Origin of the sequence: Natronoarchaeum mannanilyticum, from assembly GCF_039522665.1 — an archaeon.
In the GTDB taxonomy this organism is placed as follows: Archaea; Halobacteriota; Halobacteria; order Halobacteriales; family Natronoarchaeaceae; genus Natronoarchaeum; species Natronoarchaeum mannanilyticum.
The window spans coordinates 29,084-46,179 of the sequence record NZ_BAAADV010000003.1; the positions used below are offsets into that span (position 1 = coordinate 29,084).

Consider the following 17,096-nt stretch of genomic DNA (forward strand, 5'->3'; position numbering starts at 1 on the left):
CGAACGACCGAGAGGACCCTGATGATACCGCTACTCCACGACTTTTCGGGCGCGACGGTGCTGGTCGTCGGCGGCGGGAGCGTCGGCGCCCGGAAGGCACGGCGGTTCGCCCGCGAGGCCGACGTGATCGTGCTCGGCCCCGACTTTGGCGACCGCGAGTTCGGCGACAGCGAGCTCGTCCGCGCGGCGCCAGACCCCGCCGAGATCCGGGAGTGGGTCGAGCGGACCGAGCCCGCGCTGGTCGTCGCGGCGACCGACGACGAGGCCGTCAACGAGGCCGCCGCCGACGCCGCGCGCGAGCGGGGCGCGCTGGTCAACCGGGCCGATCGCAGCGGGTCGCGCGACGCCGGGAGCGTCGTCGTCCCCGCGACGGTGCGGGACGATCCGGTCGTCGCCGCGGTCGCGACCGGCGGGACGAGCCCGGCGCTCTCGCGCCAGCTCCGCCGGAATATCGAGAGCGAACTGGCGGGCGCGGGCGCGATGGCCGAACTGACGGGCGAACTGCGCTCGGAGCTGAAAGCTCACGTGGACGACCCCGCGGAGCGCCGGGGTGCGATCAGAGCCGTCGTGCAATCGTCGCGCGTTTGGAAGGCTTTACGTACCGGAGACACTAATGCCCGTCAAGTGGCACGGGACGTGATCAACGAGGAACTGGGCGAGCGCGCCGGGGGGTCGCCATGCTGACGGGATCGGGCGTCATCTCCGGCGTCAGCGTCGCCCACCAGCGCGCGAGCGTCGACGATGTCGCCGCCGCCGGCGCCGACGACCAGCGCGCCGAGGTCGAGCGACTGCTCGCCCGACCGGGCGTCGAGGAGGCGTTCGCGCTCCACACCTGCAACCGCACGGAGGCGTACGTCGTCACCGACGACCCGACGGTCGGGCGGGCGACGCTGGGCGGCTTCGCCGACGAGGTGTCCGAGGAGTCCGTGGTGTACACCGACCACGAGGAGAGCCTCCGGCATCTCATGCGAGTCGCCGCCGGGCTCGAATCGCTCGTGCTCGGCGAGGACCAGATCATCGGCCAGGTCCGCACGGCCTACGAGGACGCCCGCGGCGTCGGCGGCATCGGGCCGATGCTCGACGAGGCCGTCACCAAGGCGATCCGCGTCGGCGAGCGCGTCCGCACGGAGACGGCGTTCAACGAGGGCGTGCTCTCGCTGGGCAGCGCCGCCGCCGAGGTGGCGACCGAGGAAGTGTCCATCGAGGACGCGACCGCGCTGGTCGTCGGCGCGGGCGAGATGGGGACGCTGGCGGCCCAGTCGCTGGCCGACCGGGGCGTCGCCGAGCTGGTGATCGCCAACCGCACCGTCCCGCACGCCGAACACGTCGCCAAGGAGGTCGACGCCGACGCGAGCGCGGTCGCCCTACCGGCCGCGGAGACGGTCGCCGAACGAGCGGATCTGGTCGTCACGACGACCGCCAGCGACGAACCGCTGCTCGACGCCGAGGCCTTTTCCGACGGCGGCGAGACGACCGTCGTCGACGTGGCCCAGCCCCGCGACATCGCGCCCGAGGTCGCGGAGCTGTCGCCGGTCACCGTGTTCGACCTGGACGATCTCCAGTCGGTGACCGACGAGACCGAGCGGCGCCGCCGCGAAGCCGTCGACGAAGTCGAGGCGATCATCGACCGGGAGTTCGAGCGGCTGCTCGAACAGTACAAGCGCAAGCGGGCCGACGAAGTGATCGCCGCGATGTACGAGAGCGCCGACCGCGTCAAGTCCGAGGAGGTCTCGACGGCCGTCTCGAAACTGGAGGCCGAGATGGACGGGGACGGCGACCTGCCCGACGAACAGCGCGAGGTTCTCGAAGCGATGGCCGACGCGCTGGTCAACAAGCTGCTGGCACCGCCGACCAAGAGCCTGCGGGAAGCCGCCGCGGAGGACGACTGGACGACGATCAACACCGCGCTCCAGCTGTTCGACCCCGACTTCGGCGGCGAGGACGGCCCGCCGGCGTTCGTCAGCGAGATGCTCGAAGGGGAGAGCGGAGAGCTTCCGACCGGCGTCTCGGCCGACATCCCCGAGGAGCTCGCCGAGGAGATTCCCGACGACGTCGCGGCACAGACCGACGACTGAGGCGCTATTCTTGTCCCGAACTTATCGCGCTAACGCCCGATAGCGCACCGCTCGTCGTACTCGACGTCCGCGACCGACGCGATCGCGGGGTCGTCGCCGCAAACCGGGCAGTCCGGGTTCTTCTCGAACTCCGCGGTCTCGAAGGACAGCTCCATCGCGTCGTAGACGACCAGCCGGCCCTCCAGCGGATCGCCCTTCCCCAGCAGCAGCTTGATCGCCTCGGTCGCCTGCAGAGATCCCACCGTGCCGGGCAGCACGCCCAGCACGCCCGTCGTTTCGCAATCCGGCACCGTCCCCGCCGGGGGCGCCTCGGGAAACAGGCAGCGGTAACAGGGCGCGTCGTCGTCCGCCGGAAACGTGGTGATCTGGCCCTCGAACTGGAACACGGCGCCGTGGGTGAACGGGACGCCCCCGAGCGTGCAGGCGTCGTTGACGAGGTAGCGCGTCCGGAAGTTGTCGCTGCCGTCGACCACCAGATCGTACTCGTCGAGCAGCGCGTCGACGTTCTCGCTGGTGACGCGCGTCTCGTGGGTCTCGACGTCGACGTCGGGATTCAACTGTTCGACGAAGTCCGCGGCGCTGTCGACCTTCGGCCGCCCGACGTCGGCGTCGCCGTGGATCACCTGGCGCTGGAGATTGGAGCGTTCGACGACGTCGTCGTCGGCGATCCCGACGCGCCCGACGCCCGCGGCCGCGAGGTACTGGATCGCGGGCGAGCCGAGGCCGCCGGCGCCGATCACCAGCACGGCGGCGTCCAGCAGGTCCCGCTGGCCCTCGGGCCCCACGTCGTCCATGATGACGTGCCGGGAGTACCGGTCCAGCTGGACCGGATCGAGATTAAGATCGGTCATGGCGGGGCATAGCCGGTCGATTCGCTTAAGCGCGAGGGAACGGACCCGGGATCGAGACGGCAGCGAGTCCCGCCGTCGAAGCGCTTTAGCCCGCCAGCGCCCAACGGGGAGCCAGATGGTCGAAGACGTCACGCCCGACGAGATCGCCGAACGGATCGAGGACGACGACGACGCGCCCCAGATCGTCGACGTCCGGAAGCCGGCGCAGTTCCGGCAGGCCCACATCCCCGGCGCCGAGAACGTCCCGTTCCCCGAACTGCCGCGCACGGTCGATCAGATCGACTGGGACGACGAGATCGTCGTCGCCTGCGCGATCGGCAAAAGCTCCCAGAAGGCCGCCCGGATGCTCGAATCCTACGAGGGCGTCGACGACGACGCCGACGTGTACAACCTCGACGGCGGCCTCCGCGCGTGGGACGGCGACGTGGCGTCGGGACGCGAGGACGTCGAGAGCGCGACCGGAACCGAATCGAGCGACGAGGGCCCGAGCGCGACGTCCGGCGACGCCGACGCCCCCTTCTAACCGGCAGACTACGTTCTGCGAGCAGTAGGACGCGCGATCTTGTGCTTTCCGGGCCGAGTAGCTACGATTGGCACGGTGACAGGCAACCTCTGTCACAGTACCACATTTTAAGTGCGTGGTGTGCCTTACCATACCTTGTATGGCGTCCGCACCCAACGATGCCGGCGACGACGTGCTCGACAGCTTCCTATCGCGTCGCGGTCACGACACGGAGACAGTAGGATGGGAGCGGAGCTACAACAAGAAGCAGTGTCCGGAGTGTGGCGGACTCCACGACACCGACGCTTCGGAGTGTGCGGTCTGCGGGTGGGGCCCGACCGGACCCGCAGTCGCGGACGACTGATCCACCGGAGCGGTCGGTTATCGGCACCGGACGTTATTCTCGCCGCGTAAATAGTTGAATCCTTACTCGCCGATACTATTATAATCCATTATTTCCTCAGGAAACGGTGGAGATAGAAATGCCCCGATGCCAGAACTGTGATGCGTTCGTGACGCGGGACTACGCGCGAGTGTTCACGCCCAGAGGGACCGAGGAGCCGCGCGTCTGCCCCCAGTGCGAGGACAAGATCCGCGACGGCAGCGACGTCCGCGAAGCACGCTCGCCGCGCGGGAACTAAATTACGGCGTTTTCGAGCCCGAATCCAGAGGCTTATGGGGGTTCGTGGCGTTACCCATTGTAATGACCGACGCCGATGCGACCGTAACCCGGCTGTTCGGCGGTCCGGGAAGCGGTAAGACGACCGCCCTCCTCGACCGCGTCGACGAGTTGTTAGAGGACGACTGGGTCGACGTGCGCGACGTCCTGGTCGTCTCGTACACGCGAGCGGCCGCCCAGGAGATCCGCGAGCGCCTCGCGGAGCGAATCGACGAGAATCCGCGCGCGCTGCAGGGCAACGTCTGCACGATGCACGCGAAAGCCTACGAGCTGCTGGATCTCTCGCGGGGCGACGTGGTGGGCGAATCCGACAAGAGCGATTTCTGCGAGGAGTTCGGCATCGAGTTCGAGGACGAGTACGGCGGCGCCGGCCGCCGGACGGCGCGCTCGACGACACTCGGAAACAAGATCATCGCAACCAGCCAGTGGCTCCAGCGGACCCGCCGCGACGTCGCCGACTGGTACGACGTCCCCTTCCAGTGGGACGACGAGGAGGTGCGCCTGCCGCCCGAGATCGACCCGAACGCCCAGGAAGGCAACAAGTACACGCCCACCTGGCCGAGCGACGACGAGCGGATCGACGTGCCCGAGGCGATCCGGGGCTGGCGCAACTACAAGGGCGATCACGGCCTGACCGGCTTCGCCGACATGCTCGAGCGGGTCAAGCAGCGTTCGCTGCTCCCGAACGTCGACTACCTGGTGATCGACGAGTTCCAGGACATCACGACGCTGCAGTACGACGTGTACGAGGAGTGGAAACCCCAGATGGAGAAGGTGCTGATCGCGGGCGACGACGACCAGGTCGTCTACTCCTGGCAGGGCGCCGATCCCGCCCTGCTGCTCGACGAGGACGTCGACGAAGACGTGATCCTGCCGAACTCCTACCGGCTTCCCTCGGACGTGCTGAACGTCGTCAACCGCGAGATCCGCCACATCGACAAGCGCCAGGACAAGGACCTCAAGCCCCGCAAAGAGGGCGGCGTCGTCGAGGGGATCGAGAGCCCCTCGATGCTCGATCTGGTTCGGAACGTCCGCGCGACGCTCGAGGAGGAGGAGGACGGGACGGTAATGTTGCTGTTCCGGGCGCGCTACCAGATGTTCCGCTTCATCGACGAGTTCATCACCGAGGGGATCCCCTTCAGCTGCCTGACCGACCAGCGGATGTGGACCGACCGGCTCAGCCAGTTCGTCACGGCTGTCGAGGCGATCGACGAGGACGAGCCGATCGACGGCCTCCAGGCTCGACGCCTCGCCGACATGCTCGCGGACTCGGCGTTCGGCTCGAACGAGCGCGACGCGCTGTTCGACGCCATCGACGAGCGCGAGGAAGCGGCCGGCGTCGACGATCTGACCGAGCTGACGATCGAGCCCGAGCTGATCGGCGAGCACGTCCCGTTCATGCCCGGCCCGGCGTCGGCGGCGGACATGTCCCGGAAGATCACGAGCTTCCAGTCCAAGAGCATGACGTCGTACTTCGCGGTCGGCGAGTACCTCGACATGGACCCCGAGCGCGTCCGTGTCGGCACGATCCACAGCGCCAAGGGTCGCGAGGCCGACCACGTGTTCGTCGCGACGGACCTCACCGAGAAGGTCGTCGAGCAGATGGCCGCGACGGTCGACGATCCGACCGACGTGCCCGGCTGCGAGGAGTTCACCAAGACGACCGACCCCGTCCCGACGCTGACGGACAACGAGCGGCGCGTGTTCTACGTCGGCATGAGCCGCGCGCGCGAACGGCTCGTCCTCCTGGAGAACCTCGTCGACGGCGCCCCCACGCTGCCGATCGACGTCATCCTGAACGGCGAGCCCAGCAACGAGCCCGTCGAGGAGCTGCTCACGCAGGCCCGCCAGCCCGCCGAGGCCCAGTAAGGGGATGGCGGCCGACACGACGCCCGACTACGAGCGACTGGCGAGTAGCGTCACCGATGCAGATGCGGCGGCGTTCGTCCACGTCGGCGACCGGTGCGACCCCGATTTTTCGTACTGCGCCGGCCCCGTTCGCCCGGAGCGCCGGAGCGCGTTCGTGCTGACCGCCGACGAGACAGCTCTGTGCGTCCCCGAGTCGATCGTGGAGAGCGCCGAACGAGCGTTTCCGGGCGACGCCGTCCGCCAGTTCGATCCGGACAGACGCCATCCCGGGCTGGTCGCGGGCGACGCGCTCGCGGAGCGCGGCGTCGAGGGCACGGTCTTGACGCCGCCGGCGATCGGGCACGACGCCGCGCTGTACGTCGAACGCGCCGGCCACGAACTGGCGTCGACCGACGCCGTCGCGCGGGCTCGCGAGCGAAAGACCGACGCCGAGCTATCCCGCGTCGAACGCGCGCAAGCGATCGCCGGCGCCGGGCTCGACCGGGCGCGGGGGACGCTGGGCGCTGCAACCGTCGACGGCGACCGGCTCGTTCATGACGGCGAGACGCTGACCGCCGAACGGCTGGGCCGCGAAGTCGACGCCGCGATGGCGGGCGCCGGCGGCGATCCGGCGCGAAACACGAAAGTCGGCGTCGACGGCCCACCGGTCGATCCTGCAGTCAGCGGCGGAACAGGCAACGAGGATGCCGACGCGATCCCGCTCCGCCCCGCCGCGGCGATCACCGTCTCGGTCGCGCCGCGAGAGCCCGGCGGCTACCACGGTCGCCTCGCACGGACGCTCGTCGTCGACGGCGACGGCGGGTGGGAGCGCCGTGCGAACGTGGCCGTGCGAAACGCCAGGGAGGCGGCGCTCGCGGAGCTCTCCGAGGGGGAGGGTGCGACGCCGGCGTCGGTGCGGGGCGAGATCGTCGCCGAACTGGGCGCCTACGGCTTCGATGCCGGCCCCGAGTCCGAGATCGTCGTCGACGAGCTGGGCGGCGGCGTCGGGCTCGAACGCCGGGAGGCGCCGCGGCTCTCGGCGGGTGGCGAACTTCGATCCGGAACCGCGCTGGCGCTCCGGCCCGGACTGTCCGATCCGGAGCGCGGGCACGTCGAACTCGCCGACGTCGCGGTCGTCCGCGAGGACGCCGTCGACCTGCTCGGCGATCACTCGACGTCGATGGCGGTAGAGAAGTAGCGGGTCGACCGTTCGATCACTCGTTGTCCGGCGAGTCCGACTCCTCGGGATCCGGGAGCACCCCGCCGACCGCCTTCTCGACGACCAGCGTCGGCAGATCCTGCGGCGTGACGAGCACGCGCTCGGCGACGACCAGCAGCACGCCGAGCACGACGAACACCAGACCGATCGGGTTCCCGTCGAGGTAGAGGCCGCCGCCGGCGTACACCATCGAGATCGCCACCGCGAGGGTGCCGACGAGCGTGATCGACTCCAGGATTCCGACCTTCATCGATCGATCGTAGGCGGGTCTGCGTCAAAAGCCCACCGGGCCGGGACGGACCCCCGACATCGGGGAGACGAACGGGGACGGCTCCCGGCCGCCGAAAGAGCAACTGTTAGGGGCCGGGCACGCCACGAGGGAACCATGACCGATCCCGCAGCCCTCGCCGAGCGCGTTCGTGAGGGCGAACTTCGCCTGCACGAACTCGAAGAGCACGCGGACCACGAGACCGCCGCAAACGCCCGGCGGCGGTACGTCGTCGAGGAGACCGGCGCCGACCTGGAGACCGTCGGCGAGTACGCGTTCGACGCCGAAGACGCCGAGCCGAACGTCGAGAACATGATCGGCGCCGCGCAGGTGCCGATGGGCGTCGTCGGCCCGGTCCCGGTAGCCGGCGGCGCGGCCGACGGCGACTACTTCCTCCCGCTGGCGACGACCGAGGGCGCGCTGATCGCCAGCGTGAACCGCGGCTGCTCGGCGATCCGCTCCGCGGGCGGCGCCGACGCGCGGATCACCGACTCGGGGATGACCCGCGCGCCCGTGTTCCGCGTCGACGGCGTCGTCGAGGGCAAAGAGGTGGTCGACTGGGTGGCGGACAACGAGGACCGACTGCGCGAGGCCGCCGAGTCGACGACGAGCCACGGCGAGCTGCTGGGCGTCGACCCCTACGTCGTCGGCGACTCGGTCTACCTCCGCTTCGCCTACGACACCAAGGACGCGATGGGGATGAACATGGCCACGATCGCCACGGGAGAAGCCTGCGACGTGATCGAGGCCGAGACGCCCGCCGAGCTCGTCGCGCTCTCGGGCAATCTCTGCTCGGACAAGAAACCCGCCGCGATCAACGCGATCGAGGGCCGCGGACGGACCGTCACGGCCGACGTCGAGCTCGATCGCGAACTCGTCGAGGAGCGCTTCGGCACGACGCCCGAAGCCATCGCGGAGGCCAACACCCGCAAGAACCTGGTGGGCAGCGCGAAGGCGGGAAGTCTGGGATTCAACGCCCACGCCGCCAACGTCGTCGCCGCCGCGTTCCTCGCGACCGGACAGGACGAGGCCCAGGTCGTCGAGGGCGCCAACGCCATCACGACGATCGACGACCGCGGCGACGCGCTGTACGCCAGCGTCAGCATCGCCAGCCTCGAAGTCGGGACGGTCGGCGGCGGGACGAAGCTCCCCACCCAATCCGAGGCGCTGGACGTGCTGGACCTCCGGGGCGGCGGCGATCCGCCGGGGTCGAACGCCGACGCTCTCGCGGAGATCATCGCGGTCGGCGCGCTCGCGGGCGAACTCTCCTTGCTGGCCGCGCTAGCGTCGCGACATCTTTCGAGCGCGCACGAGGATCTCGGGCGCTGAGATCGGGCCGCGACCACTGCCGCGAACGGGCGAAACTGAAACTTCCCGTATTTCTCGCTTCCGCGCGCTTCTCCCCCGCGATGGCGATTCGCCATCAGTTTCACTTTCACCGCGCGCTCAAGGCTCGACTTTAGTGCAAATCCGCCGGTACGTTCGGACGCGTCCGCACGGGTAGCACCGGCGGGCGCGTCCACCCATGACTGTAACCGATCGCCGGGACGACGCTCCCGACGGACAGCGCTGCGGCTGCGAGCGGCGGTACCGCTGGCTGGCCCTCCTCAAGCGCGTCCTGCGGGTCGTCGCCCTGATCGTGTCGATCTGGACCGCCCTCCAAGCACCGTAGACGGTGACGGTTCCCCGCCGTTGTCGTCTACAGCAGGCGATAGACGCCGCGGTTCTCTGAGACCCGACCGCGCTGTGCGAGCTTGTCGAGGCTCTTCCGCACGTACTCGGCCGGGACGCCGCGATCGACGGCGTACGCGATCACGTCGTCCTCGGTCGGCTCCTCCAGCGCTCTGAGCGCGTCGAGCACGGTCTCCTTTCGACTTTGACCGCCGCCCGCGGATCGCTCCATCGCCCGGTCGGCCGCCTCGTCGACGGCGTCGGGATCGATGCCCGAGCCCTCCAGGTACTCCGCGTCGTCGACGACGGCGTCGTCGACCTGCGATTCGAGTTCTGCGAAGGAGTCGACCTCCGCGAACGCCTCGCCGTGGTCCTGTCGGTTGGCGAGCATCGACGCCCGGACCTCGCGGGCGTGGTCCTCGTCGTCGGTCTCGACGAACTTCTTTAGCTTCTCGAACTGGTGGGTCTTGCCGCAGCGCTGACACTGTGCGGTCTGCTGGCGCCCCTCGACCAACCAGAGCGCGCTGCAGTCGGTGCACCCGACGACGGCGTACATGCGTCGTCGTACCGCCCGGTCGCTAATAACGTCACCGTCGGGAGCGGATCGAGGGAACGAGCGACGGGCGGCCGAGACCGCCCGAACGCTTAGGTTTGGTTCCGCTGTACGGCCGGGCATGGACGTAGTTTCTCCCGCGGACCGAGACGCTGCCGAAGCCGTCGACGGCGTGCACCTGTCGCTGCTGGCGGGCGGCGAGCGGATGAACCTCCAGCGCTTCGAGATCGAACCCGGCGCGGTCGTCCCCGAACACAGCCATCCCCACGAGCAGACCGGGATGGTGGTCGAGGGGACGCTGACGTTCGTCCTGGCCGACGGCACCGAGCGCGCGGTCGGACCGGGCGAAACGTACGCGCTGGCGGGCGAGGAAGCCCACGCCGCCGAGAATCGAGGCGACGAACCGGTCGTCGGCGTCGACGTGTTCAGCCCGCCCCGGACGGATCCCGACTGGCAGGATTAGCTCCCGACCGGCCGGCGCATCTCGACGTGGGGAATCCCGGCCTCCTCGAACTCCTCGCCGCGGCGCTCGTAGCCCAGACGCTCGTAGAACCCGGCGGCGCGCGTCTGGGAGTGAAGCTTCAAGATGTCGAGGTCTCGATCGCGCGCTTCGGCGTGCACGGCGTCCATCAGATCGCGTCCGACGTCCTCCCCGCGCCGGGACGCCAGCACGGCGACGCGCTCGACCTTGCCAACACCCGCGTTCGGGAACCGGAGCCGGGCCGCCCCGATCGGCTCACCGTCATCGTAGGCGACGAAGTGGACGGCGTCGGCGTCCGGCTCGTCGTGTTCGTCGTACTCCAGGGCCTCGTCGACGCCCTGCTCGTCGACGAAGACGGTCCGGCGCACCGCAAACGCGTCCTCGCGCGCACTCTCGTCGGTCGCGACGCGAACGTCGGTCATAGGATGGCGTATCGGGCGAACCGACGAGAACATTTCGGCGGCGGATCGCCGGGTGGAGTTCGTCTGTCGGACTACCCGGCGCCGATTCCCCCGGACGGTAGTTATATACCGGTCGCATACCAGATTCCCACGTATCTGTGGCTGACACGATGAGTGAGGATTCCCAATGAACGACTCGCACTCCCACGGCGAGGGCGACGGAGCCACCATCGAGGTGCTGTACGTCGGGCCGCTGGCGGACGAGCTGGCGGCGGGGCTCCCCTCGGAAGAAGCGGTGTCGTTCCGGACGGCGTCGCGTTCGGAGGACGGCATCGACGCGATCGGCCCCGAAATCGACTGTGTCGTCGCCGGGCACGATCCGCCGGCGGTCGACGCCCGTCGGTTTCTCGATCAGCTCCGGGCCGACGATCGCGAGCAACCGTTCATTCTGTACGGCCCCCGGGTGCGGGCGGGCGTCGTCGAGGAGATACTCGCGTCGGGCGGCGACTACCTCTGTTCCGACTCCGACACGACGGCCCGGTCGGTTCTCGGCGTCCGGATCAGAACGACCGTCGAGTCAGAACGGACTCGAACGGACCTCGAGCGGAAGAGCCGGGCGATGAACCAGGCGCCGGTCGGGATCACGATCGGCGACGCGACGGTCGACGACGAACCGCTCGTGTACGTCAACGACCAGTTCGAGCGGCTCACCGGGTACGACCGCTCCGCGGTGCTCGGTCGCAACTGCCGGTTTCTACAGGGCGCCGGCACGGACGAGGAAACGGTCGATCGACTTCGAGCCGCCATCGAGAACCAGGAACCGGTGTCGGTCGAACTGCTGAACTACCGCGCCGACGGTACGCCCTTCTGGAATCAGCTTGACATCGCGCCGGTTCGCGACGACGGCGAAGTGACCCACTACTTCGGCTTCCAGAAGGACGTCACCGAGCGAAAGTCGCTCGAGGAGGCGCTCCAGCAGCAAACGGAACTGCAGGATCGGTTCGCGAGCGTCGTCTCGCACGATCTCAGAAACCCGCTCACGATCGCCGAGGGGCACCTGGAGATAGCCCGCGAGAACCGCGATGACGAGGATCTCTCGGCGGTCGCGGACGCTCTCGATCGGATGGACGGGATCATCGACGGCGTGCTCAAGATCGCCCGTCAAGGGGTCGCGATAGAGGATCCCGAGCGGCTCGATCTGGCGGCGATCGCACGGGAAGCGGGGGCATCGGTGGGAATCCAGCCGGAGATCGACGAGGAGCTGCCGTCGGTCGAGGGAGATCCCGAACGCGTACGGACGCTGTTCGAGAACCTGCTGCGCAACAGCAAGGACCACGCCGGCGAGACGCCGACGGTTCGCGTCGGCCTCTACGACGGCGGGTTTTACGTCGAAGACGACGGGCTGGGAATCCCCCAAGACGATCGGGAGTCGGTGTTCGAGTGGGGCGTCACCACCGCCGACGACGGCACGGGGTACGGACTCGCGGTCGTCCGGACGATCGCGCGGGCCCACGGCTGGGAGGTGTCGGTGACCGACGGGCGAACGGGCGGCGCCCGGTTCGAGTTCGCGGTCGACGCGCGGCCCAGCGTCGGGTCGTAGCGACGCCGTCGGCGCCGCGGCGAAAAGAAAATCGGAGAGAGAAGTCCGAGACGCTCTACGAGAGTTTCTCGATATTTTCGCGGCGTAGCCGCGAAACCCGAGAAGTTGTCTACGACAACTTCTCGATGTTGCTGACGACTTCGTCGGCGTACTCGGTGGTCGAGAGCTTCTCGGCGTCCTCGAGGTTGCGCTCGAGGTCGTAGGTGACCTTGCCCGAGGAGATCGTCTCCTCGACGGCGTCCTTGACGAGCTGGGCGGTGTCGTCCCAGCCGATGTAATCGAACATCAGGACGCCCGAGAGCGTGATCGCGGTCGGGTTGGCCTGGTCCTGGCCGGCGCGCTTGGGCGCGGAGCCGTGGACCGGCTCGGCGAGACAGCGCGCGTCGCCGAAGTTGGCGCCCGGCGCGATGCCGAGGCCGCCGATCTGGGCGCCAGCGGCGTCGCTGAGGTAGTCGCCGTTGAGGTTCGGCATGGCGAGCACGTCGAACTCGTCGGTGCGCAGCTGCATCCACTGGAGCATCGCGTCGGCGAGGCGCTCCTCGACCATCACGGCGCCCTCGGGGATGTCGATGTCCTCCTGGGTCTCCCACAGCGAGTCGGGGGCGGCGAAGACTTCGTCGTCGGGGTACTCCTCGTCGGCGACCTCCATGCCCCACTCGGAGAACTGCCCCTCGGTGAACTTCATGATGTTACCCTTGTGGACGAGCGTGACCTTGTCGCGGTCGTGCTCGATGGCGTAGTCGATCGCCTCGCGGACGAGGCGCTTGCTACCCTTCTCGGTGATGGGCTTGATGCCGATGCCGATCGGACCGTCGTGCATCGTCTCGTCGAAGCCCATGTCCTGCTCGACGAAGTCGCGAACCTGCTCGACCTCGTCGGTGCCGGCCTCCCACTCGATGCCGGCGTAGACGTCCTCGGTGTTCTCCCGGAACGTCACCATGTCCATCTCCTCGGGCGACTTCATCGGCGACGGGACGCCGTCGAGGTAGTAGGTCGGTCGGACGTTGGCGTACAGATCGAGCGTCTGGCGCAGGGCGACGTTCAGCGAGCGGAAGCCGGCGCCGACGGGCGTCGTGAGCGGGCCCTTGAGCGCGACGCGGTGCTCGCGGATCGCCTCGACGGTCTCGTCGGGGAGGTTGGTGTCCTCGCCGTACTTCTCGCGGGCGGTCTCGCCGGCGTAGACGCGCATCCAGCTGATGTCGCGACCCGTCGCCCGGGCGGCCGCGCTGAGAATCTGCTGAGCGGCGGGGCCGACGTCCTTGCCGATCCCGTCGCCGTGGATGACCGGAATGATCGGATTTTCGGGGACGTCGAGCTCCTCGCCTTCGGCGTCCGAGACGGTGATCTTCTCACCGTCGTCGGGGACTTCGATCTTGTCGTAGCTCATGGTCGTTCGTACGGTATCCTGTCGGGGCTAAAAGGGCTGCCATTTGGCGCTGCCGTGCAATACTTACGGCCGAGTAGAGCGGGGCGAGGGACCCGTAGTACTGCGGGTGAGAGATCCTCCGGACGCGCCGCCGAACTGCTCCCACGGGCGGTGTTCAGATAAGCTCTGAAGAACGAGGCGGTATGATTTCTAGGTGTCCATGCCAGAAATCGCCCGCCTCATCGGAGATAACGACTGCTTCGAGTTAGCGTTTGTGGAGAGAGAGGCGACACCCGAGCCAGCAATGGAGCTCGGTATCCGACTCCATTTGGCAGGACTATCACTATCGGATACCATCTCTATACTCGATAGGTTGGGTGTCGAACGCTGTCGAGCGACCGTGCATAACTGGGTGCAGAAGGCAGAGTTACAGCCCCTCGATGGCGCCGATCCGGATCACGTCGCGGTTGACGAGACCGTGATCCAACTGAATGACAAGCAGTTCTGGCTGTACGCTGCGGTCGATCCCAAGACGAACCGCTTGCTGCATGTCAAGCTTTCTCCGACGAGAAATCAAGCGATTACCGAGATGTTCCTTGCTGAACTTCGCGAGAAACATCTCGTCAATGACGCGCTCTTTCTCGTCGATTCTGCACCGTGGCTACAAGCAGCACTCCATCGACACGGCCTCGATTACAGATACGAAAAACATGGTAATCGGAACAGCATCGAACGTGTCTTTCGAGAACTAAAACGCCGAACCAACCAGTTCTCAAACTGCTTCAGCAACGCCGAAGCAAACACCGCAGAAAATTGGCTCCAAGCGTTCGCCTTCGCATGGAATCAGCTTATCTGAACACTACCCTCCCACGGGGGCCAAATCCCAATAGCGTGGCCCTCGACAGGGCCCGTATGCAGGTGATCGTCCACGGCGGCGCGGGCGACCGTCCCGACGAGCCCGGCGACCGTCAGGAAGTCCTCGACAGCGCGGCCGACCGCGGAGCGGACGAGTCGACGCCGCTGGACGCCGTCGACGCCGCGGTGGGGGTGCTCGAACGTTCGCCGCGGTTCAACGCCGGGACCGGCGGCGCCCGCCAGAGCGACGGCGCAGTCCGGACGGACGCAGGCATCATGACGAGCGAGCGGGCGGTCGGCGCGGCCTGCTCGATGCCGGGCGTCGAGCGGGCGGTCGGCGTCGCGCGGGTCGTCCTCGAAGCCACGCCGCACGTCCTGCTCAGCGGCGAGCACGCCGTCGCGCTCGCGGAGGACTACGGCGTCGAGACGGGCGTCGACCTCCTCTCCGACCGAACGAGGGAGCGCTGGGACCGGACGGCGCCGCCCGAGGGGCCGCCGAGCGAGCAGCTGTCGTGGATCCACGACCACTTCGGCGCGACCGGGGAGGCGATGCCCGAAGGCGGCGAGGCCGACGGTGGGGACGAGGACGCCGACCGAACGGGAGACGCCGATCCCACGGACCACGACACCGTCGGCGCGGTGGCGACCGACGGCGACCGGGTCGCCGCGGCGACCTCGACCGGCGGGCGCTGGTACGCGCTGGCGGGTCGGGTCGGCGACGTCCCGCAGGTCGGGAGCGGCTTCTTCGCGACGCCGTCGGGCGGCGCGAGCGCGACCGGCGCCGGCGAGGCCATCGCGACGCACGGACTGGCGCGTCGAGCGGTCGACCTGCTCGACAACGGCGTCGACGCCGCCGACGCCGCCGAGCGAGCGATCGAAGCGTTCGGTACTGAGACGGACGCCGAGGCCGGCGTGATCGTGGCGGACGCCGACGGCGGGCTCGGGAGCGCGTTCAACAGCGCGGCGATGCAGACCGGTAGCGCCGGCTCCATCGAGTGAGCGAGAGGGAACCGAACGAGAGCCGAAGCTACCGGGCCGAACGGTCAAAAAAGGCGTTATCGAACCGGATCGGTGTCGCCGATCAGGCCGCGCTCGCGGACGCCGCCGGCGCCGCTGCGAGGACCGGTCCCCCAGCGTCGGCCGCGGCAGTTTCGAGCACCGCCTGCTCGTCTTCGCCGTCGGTCATGTTGCCGCCGTCCGTGGCGTTGTCGTCGCCCGCTGCGACGACGTCACCGTCACTCGCGTTCTCCTCGTCGGTCGTCACGGTGGCGTCGTCGGTCACGTTCGCTTCGTCGTCGGTTTCATTGTCGTCGCCGACCACCGCACCGTCGTCAGTCTCGTTATCCTCGCCGATCGTCGCGCCGTCCGTCTCGTTGTCGTCGGTCGCGTCGTCAGCCATCCCGCCCGCGATCGAGACGTTGTCGATCGACCAGTCGTCCGCGCTGGCGTTCCCGATCGTGACGTTGCCGGCGCTGAGCTGTTCGATCGTGACGTTCTGGCTTCCCGTCTCGTTCTGGGCACCGCTGACGTTCGTCTCGGCGGTGGCGTTGTCCTCGGTCTCGTTGTCGTCGCCGAGGATGCCGTCGTCTTCCGTCTCGTTGTCGTCGGTTTCGTTCGCGCCGACAGTGTCGTTCTGCATGCCGGCGGTGATCTGCCCGTCCATCTCGCCGCCCATGCCGATCTGCATCGACTGGGCGGACATGTGGTGGACGGTCATCTCGGTGACGTCGAACTGCTCGATGGTGAGCGAGTGAATCTGCATCTCACCGCTCTCGTTCATCGCGGACGCGTTGGCGCCGGCGGTGGCGTTGTCCTCGGTCTCGTTGGCGCCGGCGGTGGCGTTGTCCTCGGTCTCGTTGGCGCCGGCGGTGGCGTTGTCCTCGGTCTCGTTGGCGCCGACGGTGGCGTTGTCCTCAGTGTCGTTGTCGTCGCCGAGGATGCCCCCGTCGTCGGTCTCGTTATCGTCGCCGCCGAGGATTCCGCCGTCGTCCCCGGTCTCGTTCTGCGCGCCGGTCTCGTTCTGCATCGACTCGTTCATCTGGGCGTCCTGACCGACCGTGAGCTGTTCGATCGTGAACTGCTCGACGCTCATCTGCTCGATCGTCACGTTCTGGACGGTCATCCGCTGGCCGTCCGACGCGTTCGACTCGTTCATCGTGAGGGCCTCCGTGTCACCCTCGAGTTCCTCCATCGAGACGTTCTCGAGCGAGAGGTTCTGGAAGTGGACGCCCTCGAACATCAGGGACGCCTGATCCTCGGACGCCATCTCGTCGCTCGCGTTCTCGCCCAGCTGGACGCTCTGGACGTCCAGTTGCTCGATGGTCACGTTGTGCAGCGTGGCGTTCTGTAGTTCGAGCGTCCCCGCGCTGGCGTTCTGGACGGTCGCGTCCGTTCCGTTGTCTGCTGTGTCTGTTCCGTCGTCCGTCGTATCGTCTTCCTGGAATCCCGCGTCGCCCGCCGCGCCCGCGATCCCGGCGACTCCCATGCCGGTCGCGACGAGCACGACGACAAACACGACTCCAAGTTTGTGCAATGTAGCTCTCATGCTGGCGCCACGGATATGTCCGTCCGTGAACGGGATAAACGGGTTCGAACGTTTAGCGATTTTAGCGCGCCTAGAGAGCCCACAGACAACGCTGCGTCGTTTAGAGCGCATTTCACATGGATCCGAAACCTTCGCGAACGACCTAACGCGGGCTTTCCTGCCGGCAGGTGCCGGCCCCGTTG

The 17,096-nt window shown here is 68.1% G+C and carries 19 protein-coding genes; 13 read left to right on the plus strand and 6 right to left on the minus strand.

The genetic code is table 11. The features are described from left to right. Positions 1 to 21 precede the first annotated feature (21 nt). Positions 22 to 684, plus strand: a complete 663-nt coding sequence (locus ABDZ81_RS08535; protein WP_343773538.1) for a precorrin-2 dehydrogenase/sirohydrochlorin ferrochelatase family protein — start codon at positions 22 to 24, stop codon at positions 682 to 684. Further along, positions 678 to 2,075, plus strand: a complete 1,398-nt coding sequence (hemA, locus tag ABDZ81_RS08540; RefSeq protein WP_343773539.1) for a glutamyl-tRNA reductase — start codon at positions 678 to 680, stop codon at positions 2,073 to 2,075. The genes ABDZ81_RS08535 and hemA overlap by 7 nt, the downstream gene beginning before the upstream one ends. A 29-nt stretch (positions 2,076 to 2,104) precedes the next feature. Here the strand turns inward: hemA and ubaA are convergent, their stop codons facing one another. Further along, positions 2,105 to 2,926 carry an SAMP-activating enzyme E1 gene (ubaA, locus tag ABDZ81_RS08545; RefSeq protein WP_343773540.1) on the minus strand — a complete coding sequence of 274 codons (822 nt, stop codon included), beginning with the start codon at positions 2,924 to 2,926 and terminating at the stop codon, positions 2,105 to 2,107. A gap of 115 nt (positions 2,927 to 3,041) precedes the next feature. On the opposite strand from ubaA, the gene ABDZ81_RS08550 reads away from it, so the two are divergent. The 5 genes from ABDZ81_RS08550 to ABDZ81_RS08570 all read left to right on the plus strand — a co-directional run bounded on the left by ABDZ81_RS08550 (position 3,042) and on the right by ABDZ81_RS08570 (position 7,153). Next, complete coding sequence (locus tag ABDZ81_RS08550; RefSeq protein WP_343773541.1) at positions 3,042 to 3,449, plus strand: rhodanese-like domain-containing protein; 408 nt, start codon at positions 3,042 to 3,044, stop codon at positions 3,447 to 3,449. A 139-nt stretch (positions 3,450 to 3,588) separates the two neighbouring features. After that, positions 3,589 to 3,792: an HVO_0416 family zinc finger protein gene (locus ABDZ81_RS08555; RefSeq protein ID WP_343773542.1), complete on the plus strand. Its 204-nt coding sequence runs from the start codon at positions 3,589 to 3,591 to the stop codon at positions 3,790 to 3,792. Positions 3,793 to 3,910: 118 nt separating this feature from the next. Next, on the plus strand, positions 3,911 to 4,069 hold the full coding sequence (locus ABDZ81_RS08560) for a DUF7563 family protein (RefSeq protein WP_343773543.1): 159 nt from the start codon (positions 3,911 to 3,913) through the stop codon (positions 4,067 to 4,069). Between the two features lie 62 nt (positions 4,070 to 4,131). Beyond that, a complete protein-coding gene (locus ABDZ81_RS08565; protein ID WP_343773544.1) occupies positions 4,132 to 5,976 on the plus strand; it encodes a UvrD-helicase domain-containing protein in 1,845 nt (614 codons plus the stop codon). A 4-nt stretch (positions 5,977 to 5,980) separates the two neighbouring features. Then, a complete protein-coding gene (locus tag ABDZ81_RS08570) occupies positions 5,981 to 7,153 on the plus strand; it encodes a M24 family metallopeptidase (protein WP_343773545.1) in 1,173 nt (390 codons plus the stop codon). 16 nt (positions 7,154 to 7,169) lie between these two features. Here the strand turns inward: ABDZ81_RS08570 and ABDZ81_RS08575 are convergent, their stop codons facing one another. Beyond that, entirely contained in the window at positions 7,170 to 7,424 is a 255-nt protein-coding gene (locus ABDZ81_RS08575; protein ID WP_343773546.1) for a DUF7533 family protein, read from the minus strand. Positions 7,425 to 7,559: 135 nt separating this feature from the next. Between ABDZ81_RS08575 and hmgA the strand changes: the two genes are divergently transcribed. Then, positions 7,560 to 8,771 (plus strand): hydroxymethylglutaryl-CoA reductase (NADPH), encoded by a 1,212-nt coding sequence (gene hmgA, locus ABDZ81_RS08580; protein WP_343773547.1) that lies wholly within the window; start codon positions 7,560 to 7,562, stop codon positions 8,769 to 8,771. A gap of 196 nt (positions 8,772 to 8,967) precedes the next feature. Continuing rightward, the gene (locus tag ABDZ81_RS08585) at positions 8,968 to 9,114 is read left to right on the plus strand and encodes a hypothetical protein (protein ID WP_343773548.1); all 147 of its coding nucleotides are present in this window, start codon (positions 8,968 to 8,970) and stop codon (positions 9,112 to 9,114) included. Positions 9,115 to 9,141: 27 nt separating this feature from the next. Here the strand turns inward: ABDZ81_RS08585 and ABDZ81_RS08590 are convergent, their stop codons facing one another. After that, positions 9,142 to 9,669, minus strand: a complete 528-nt coding sequence (locus ABDZ81_RS08590; protein WP_343773549.1) for a DUF5817 domain-containing protein — start codon at positions 9,667 to 9,669, stop codon at positions 9,142 to 9,144. A gap of 118 nt (positions 9,670 to 9,787) precedes the next feature. Here ABDZ81_RS08590 and ABDZ81_RS08595 point away from each other — a divergent pair, with 118 nt between their 5' ends. After that, positions 9,788 to 10,129, plus strand: a complete 342-nt coding sequence (locus tag ABDZ81_RS08595; protein WP_343773550.1) for a cupin domain-containing protein — start codon at positions 9,788 to 9,790, stop codon at positions 10,127 to 10,129. Here ABDZ81_RS08595 and ABDZ81_RS08600 read toward each other — a convergent pair. Beyond that, positions 10,126 to 10,569 (minus strand): GNAT family N-acetyltransferase, encoded by a 444-nt coding sequence (locus tag ABDZ81_RS08600; RefSeq protein ID WP_343773551.1) that lies wholly within the window; start codon positions 10,567 to 10,569, stop codon positions 10,126 to 10,128. The genes ABDZ81_RS08595 and ABDZ81_RS08600 overlap by 4 nt on opposite strands. A 166-nt stretch (positions 10,570 to 10,735) precedes the next feature. Between ABDZ81_RS08600 and ABDZ81_RS08605 the strand changes: the two genes are divergently transcribed. Continuing rightward, positions 10,736 to 12,148, plus strand: coding sequence for a PAS domain-containing protein (locus ABDZ81_RS08605; protein ID WP_343773552.1), 1,413 nt, complete (start codon positions 10,736 to 10,738; stop codon positions 12,146 to 12,148). Positions 12,149 to 12,257: 109 nt separating this feature from the next. On the opposite strand, the gene icd is transcribed toward ABDZ81_RS08605, so the two are convergent. Continuing rightward, the gene (icd, locus tag ABDZ81_RS08610) at positions 12,258 to 13,535 is read right to left on the minus strand and encodes an isocitrate dehydrogenase (NADP(+)) (RefSeq protein WP_343773553.1); all 1,278 of its coding nucleotides are present in this window, start codon (positions 13,533 to 13,535) and stop codon (positions 12,258 to 12,260) included. A 199-nt stretch (positions 13,536 to 13,734) separates the two neighbouring features. Here icd and ABDZ81_RS08615 point away from each other — a divergent pair, with 199 nt between their 5' ends. Both ABDZ81_RS08615 and ABDZ81_RS08620 read left to right on the plus strand, forming a co-directional pair. Continuing rightward, complete coding sequence (locus ABDZ81_RS08615; RefSeq protein ID WP_343773554.1) at positions 13,735 to 14,370, plus strand: IS6 family transposase; 636 nt, start codon at positions 13,735 to 13,737, stop codon at positions 14,368 to 14,370. A gap of 56 nt (positions 14,371 to 14,426) precedes the next feature. Next, the gene (locus tag ABDZ81_RS08620; RefSeq protein ID WP_343773556.1) at positions 14,427 to 15,368 is read left to right on the plus strand and encodes an isoaspartyl peptidase/L-asparaginase; all 942 of its coding nucleotides are present in this window, start codon (positions 14,427 to 14,429) and stop codon (positions 15,366 to 15,368) included. An 82-nt stretch (positions 15,369 to 15,450) separates the two neighbouring features. On the opposite strand, the gene ABDZ81_RS08625 is transcribed toward ABDZ81_RS08620, so the two are convergent. Next, positions 15,451 to 16,914: a putative sodium/potassium/calcium exchanger gene (locus ABDZ81_RS08625; protein WP_343773557.1), complete on the minus strand. Its 1,464-nt coding sequence runs from the start codon at positions 16,912 to 16,914 to the stop codon at positions 15,451 to 15,453. Positions 16,915 to 17,096 lie beyond the last annotated feature (182 nt).

What these genes read in the sequence shown, in the direction of transcription:
- ABDZ81_RS08535 (WP_343773538.1), top strand. Translation starts at nt 22, where the DNA reads ATGATACCGCTACTCCACGACTTTTCGGGCGCGACGGTGCTGGTCGTC.
- hemA (WP_343773539.1), top strand. Translation starts at nt 678, where the DNA reads ATGCTGACGGGATCGGGCGTCATCTCCGGCGTCAGCGTCGCCCACCAG.
- ubaA (WP_343773540.1), bottom strand. Translation starts at nt 2,926, where the DNA reads ATGACCGATCTTAATCTCGATCCGGTCCAGCTGGACCGGTACTCCCGG.
- ABDZ81_RS08550 (WP_343773541.1), top strand. Translation starts at nt 3,042, where the DNA reads ATGGTCGAAGACGTCACGCCCGACGAGATCGCCGAACGGATCGAGGAC.
- ABDZ81_RS08555 (WP_343773542.1), top strand. Translation starts at nt 3,589, where the DNA reads ATGGCGTCCGCACCCAACGATGCCGGCGACGACGTGCTCGACAGCTTC.
- ABDZ81_RS08560 (WP_343773543.1), top strand. Translation starts at nt 3,911, where the DNA reads ATGCCCCGATGCCAGAACTGTGATGCGTTCGTGACGCGGGACTACGCG.
- ABDZ81_RS08565 (WP_343773544.1), top strand. Translation starts at nt 4,132, where the DNA reads ATGACCGACGCCGATGCGACCGTAACCCGGCTGTTCGGCGGTCCGGGA.
- ABDZ81_RS08570 (WP_343773545.1), top strand. Translation starts at nt 5,981, where the DNA reads ATGGCGGCCGACACGACGCCCGACTACGAGCGACTGGCGAGTAGCGTC.
- ABDZ81_RS08575 (WP_343773546.1), bottom strand. Translation starts at nt 7,424, where the DNA reads ATGAAGGTCGGAATCCTGGAGTCGATCACGCTCGTCGGCACCCTCGCG.
- hmgA (WP_343773547.1), top strand. Translation starts at nt 7,560, where the DNA reads ATGACCGATCCCGCAGCCCTCGCCGAGCGCGTTCGTGAGGGCGAACTT.
- ABDZ81_RS08585 (WP_343773548.1), top strand. Translation starts at nt 8,968, where the DNA reads ATGACTGTAACCGATCGCCGGGACGACGCTCCCGACGGACAGCGCTGC.
- ABDZ81_RS08590 (WP_343773549.1), bottom strand. Translation starts at nt 9,669, where the DNA reads ATGTACGCCGTCGTCGGGTGCACCGACTGCAGCGCGCTCTGGTTGGTC.
- ABDZ81_RS08595 (WP_343773550.1), top strand. Translation starts at nt 9,788, where the DNA reads ATGGACGTAGTTTCTCCCGCGGACCGAGACGCTGCCGAAGCCGTCGAC.
- ABDZ81_RS08600 (WP_343773551.1), bottom strand. Translation starts at nt 10,569, where the DNA reads ATGACCGACGTTCGCGTCGCGACCGACGAGAGTGCGCGCGAGGACGCG.
- ABDZ81_RS08605 (WP_343773552.1), top strand. Translation starts at nt 10,736, where the DNA reads ATGAACGACTCGCACTCCCACGGCGAGGGCGACGGAGCCACCATCGAG.
- icd (WP_343773553.1), bottom strand. Translation starts at nt 13,535, where the DNA reads ATGAGCTACGACAAGATCGAAGTCCCCGACGACGGTGAGAAGATCACC.
- ABDZ81_RS08615 (WP_343773554.1), top strand. Translation starts at nt 13,735, where the DNA reads ATGCCAGAAATCGCCCGCCTCATCGGAGATAACGACTGCTTCGAGTTA.
- ABDZ81_RS08620 (WP_343773556.1), top strand. Translation starts at nt 14,427, where the DNA reads ATGCAGGTGATCGTCCACGGCGGCGCGGGCGACCGTCCCGACGAGCCC.
- ABDZ81_RS08625 (WP_343773557.1), bottom strand. Translation starts at nt 16,914, where the DNA reads ATGAGAGCTACATTGCACAAACTTGGAGTCGTGTTTGTCGTCGTGCTC.